Genomic DNA, 3,303 nt, shown 5'->3' on the forward strand with positions numbered 1-3,303 from the left:
ACGCACATGGTCTCCAGGCCGAACTGCTTGTCCTGGGTCTGGAGGTTGTTGATCAGGGTGGCGGTGATGCGGGCGCCGGTCATGCCGAAGGGGTGGCCGAGGGCGATGGCGCCGCCGGAGATGTTCAGCTTGTCCAGGTCCATGTTCAGTTCGCGGGCCGAACCGAGCACCTGCACCGCGAACGCCTCGTTGATCTCGTACAGATCGAGGTCGTCGATGGTCATGTTGGCGGTCTTCAGGGTCTTGCGCACCGCCTCGATCGGGCCGAGGCCCATGATCTCGGGCGACAGGCCCGAGACGCCGGTCGCCACGATGCGGGCCAGCGGGGTCAGGCCGAGCTCGCGGGCCTTGGTGTCGCTCATGACCACCAGCGCCGCCGCACCGTCGTTGAGCGGACAGGCGTTACCGGCGGTAATGGTGCCGTCGGGGCGGAAGACCGGCTTCAGCTGCGAGATCTTCTCGTAGGTGGTGCCGGGGCGGGGGCCGTCGTCGGTCGAGACCACGGTGCCGTCGGGCAGCGTCACCGGGGTGATCTCACGCTCGAAGAAACCGGACTTGATGGCCTCCTCGGCCCGGTTCTGCGACCGCACACCCCAGTGGTCCTGCTCCTCGCGGGAGATGCCGGTGAACTGGGCGACGTTCTCGGCGGTCTGGCCCATGGCGATGTAGACGTCGGGCAGGATGTCGTTCTCGCGCGGGTCGGTCCACACCTCGGCCCCGCCCTCGGCGCGCTTGGCGGTACGCGCCTCGGCGTCGGCGAACAGCGGGTTGTGGGTGTCGGGCCAGCCGTCGGCGGTGCCCTTCGGGAAGCGCGACACCGTCTCCACACCGGCGGAGATGAACACGTCGCCCTCGCCGGCCTTGATGGCGTGGAAGGCCATCCGGGTGGTCTGCAGCGAGGACGAGCAGTAGCGGTTGAGGGTGACGCCGGGCAGGGTGTCGTAACCCAGCTGCACGGCGACCGAGCGGGCCATATTGAAGCCGCCCTCACCGGCGGGCTGACCGCAGCCCAGGATCAGATCGTCGATATCGGTCGGCGCGAGGGCGGGCACCTTGTCCAGGGCCGCGCGCACCATCTGCGCCGTGAGGTCGTCGGGGCGCATGCTCACCAGCGAACCCTTGCCTGCGCGGCCGATAGGTGAACGGGCGAACGAAACGATGACGGCCTCTGGCATGAGGACTCCTTACTCGCAGGGGTGGAACCGCATTCGAATCTACGACGGCCGTGTGAGCGGGGAAACATCCGGTATGCCGGTATCCCGTTCAGTGACGGTGGGATTTCTCACTGCTCGTCGGGCTCGGCGGGCGGCGGGGGCGGTGCGGGAACGACGAAACTGCCGTGCTGCGGCACATTCGGCATGTCCGTGAAGATCGTCACGTCGACCCGTCCCGGCCCGGTGTCCTGGAACTGCGCGTACTGGATGCTGCCGTAGATCCCCGCCACCACGGTGACCCGGTACTCGCCCGCCGCGCCGGTGTCCACATTCCGCCAGGCGACCGTGGTGACCGTCTCGCACAGCGGTGCGGCCGAATACGTGCCCGGCCCCAGCCCGCCGATCGGCAGCGCCTGCACATTGACGATCGCCCGGCCCGGATACTCCGGCCCGGTCTCCGCCCAGCTGCGGATCGCGCCTCCGCAGTATCCGTTCCGCATCAGGCTCGGCACCTGCGGGAATTCGACGGCCGCCGCGGCCGCGGGCGTGGCCGCGAACACCGTTGCGGCACAGGCGAGACTTCCGAACACCGCGGCACTGCGAACGCTCGTCGGCGACGTCATAGCTGCCCAGGGTAGTGTGGCGCGCCCCGCCATCGGCCGATGTGCGCGCAGGCCCCGATCTCCTTTCTGCAACGATGGGGGGCATGCGCATTGCTGACCATGTCGTCGATCTGATCGGAAACACCCCGCTGGTCCGGCTGAACTCCGTGGTGGGTCCGAACTCGGGACTGGTGGCCGCGAAGGTCGAGTACCTCAATCCCGGCGGCAGTTCCAAGGACCGCATCGCCGTCAAGATGATCGACGCCGCCGAGCAGGCCGGGCTGCTACGGCCGGGCGGCACGATCGTCGAACCCACCTCCGGCAATACCGGCGTGGGTCTGGCGCTGGTCGCGCAGCAGCGCGGCTACAAGTGCGTGTTCGTCTGCCCGGACAAGGTGAGCGAGGACAAGCGCAACGTCCTGCGTGCCTACGGCGCCGAGGTCGTGGTGTGCCCGACCGCCGTCGCGCCCGAGGACCCGCAGAGCTACTACAACGTCTCCGACCGCCTGGTGCGCGAGATCCCGGGCGCGTGGAAGCCGGACCAGTACTCCAACCCGGGCGGTCCGGACTCGCACTACGAGACCACCGGCCCGGAGATCTGGCGCGACACCGAGGGCAAGGTCACCCACTTCGTGGCGGGCGTCGGCACCGGCGGCACCATCACCGGCACCGGTCGGTACCTCAAGGAGGTCTCCGGCGGCACGGTGAAGATCATCGGCGCGGATCCGGAGGGTTCGGTGTACTCCGGCGGCACCGGCCGCCCCTACCTGGTCGAGGGGGTGGGCGAGGACTTCTGGCCCAGCGCCTACGACCCGGCCGTCCCGGACGAGATCATCGCCGTCTCCGACGCCGACTCCTTCGATATGACCCGTCGCCTGGCCCGCGAGGAGGGGCTGCTGGTCGGCGGCTCCTGCGGTATGGCCGTGGTGGCGGCGCTGCGGGTGGCCGAGCGCGATCCGGACGCGGTGGTCGTGGTGCTGCTGCCCGACGGCGGCCGCGGCTACCTGTCGAAGATCTTCAACGACGACTGGATGAGCTCGTACGGCTTCCTGCGCTCGCGCCTGGACGGTTCCACCGCCACCGAACCGCTCGTCGGCGACGTGCTGCGCGGCAAGTCCGGCGCGCTGCCCGATCTGGTGCACACCCACCCGCAGGAGACGCTGCGCGACGCCATCGAGATCCTGCGCGAATACGGTGTCTCGCAGATGCCGGTGGTCGGCGCGGAGCCGCCCGTCATGGCGGGGGAGGTCGCGGGCAGCGTGTCCGAACGCGATCTGCTGTCCGCGGTGTTCGAGGGTCGTGCCCACCTCACCGATTCGGTCAAGCAGCATATGAGCCCCGCGTTCCCGCTGATCGGTTCGGGTGAACCGGTGTCCGCCGCCACCAAGGCGCTGGAGGAGACCGACGCCCTCATGGTGGTCGAGGACGGCAAGCCGGTCGGGGTGATCACCCGCCACGATCTGCTCGGCTTCCTGAGCACGGGAGCCCTCGGGCACTGAGCCCGCGGCACGGTCGCCGAAGCCCCGCCCCCCCGGGGGTCGGGCGGG

3 protein-coding genes are annotated in these 3,303 nt (G+C 69.5%); 1 reads left to right on the plus strand and 2 read right to left on the minus strand.

The window, feature by feature from the left end:
- Both QK444_RS34500 and QK444_RS34505 read right to left on the minus strand, forming a co-directional pair.
- Positions 1 to 1,175, minus strand: a 1,175-nt coding sequence (locus QK444_RS34500) for an acetyl-CoA C-acetyltransferase (RefSeq protein ID WP_282786201.1), incomplete at its 3' end; no start/stop codon positions are given.
- A 107-nt stretch (positions 1,176 to 1,282) separates the two neighbouring features.
- Positions 1,283 to 1,777, minus strand: a complete 495-nt coding sequence (locus tag QK444_RS34505) for a hypothetical protein (RefSeq protein ID WP_282786202.1) — start codon at positions 1,775 to 1,777, stop codon at positions 1,283 to 1,285.
- An 83-nt stretch (positions 1,778 to 1,860) separates the two neighbouring features.
- Here QK444_RS34505 and QK444_RS34510 point away from each other — a divergent pair, with 83 nt between their 5' ends.
- On the plus strand, positions 1,861 to 3,255 hold the full coding sequence (locus tag QK444_RS34510; RefSeq protein WP_282786203.1) for a cystathionine beta-synthase: 1,395 nt from the start codon (positions 1,861 to 1,863) through the stop codon (positions 3,253 to 3,255).
- Positions 3,256 to 3,303 lie beyond the last annotated feature (48 nt).

Origin of the sequence: Nocardia sp. CC201C, from assembly GCF_030010695.1 — a bacterium.
GTDB classification, from domain to species: Bacteria; Actinomycetota; Actinomycetes; order Mycobacteriales; family Mycobacteriaceae; genus Nocardia; species Nocardia otitidiscaviarum.

What these genes read in the sequence shown, in the direction of transcription:
- QK444_RS34505 (WP_282786202.1), bottom strand. Translation starts at nt 1,777, where the DNA reads ATGACGTCGCCGACGAGCGTTCGCAGTGCCGCGGTGTTCGGAAGTCTC.
- QK444_RS34510 (WP_282786203.1), top strand. Translation starts at nt 1,861, where the DNA reads ATGCGCATTGCTGACCATGTCGTCGATCTGATCGGAAACACCCCGCTG.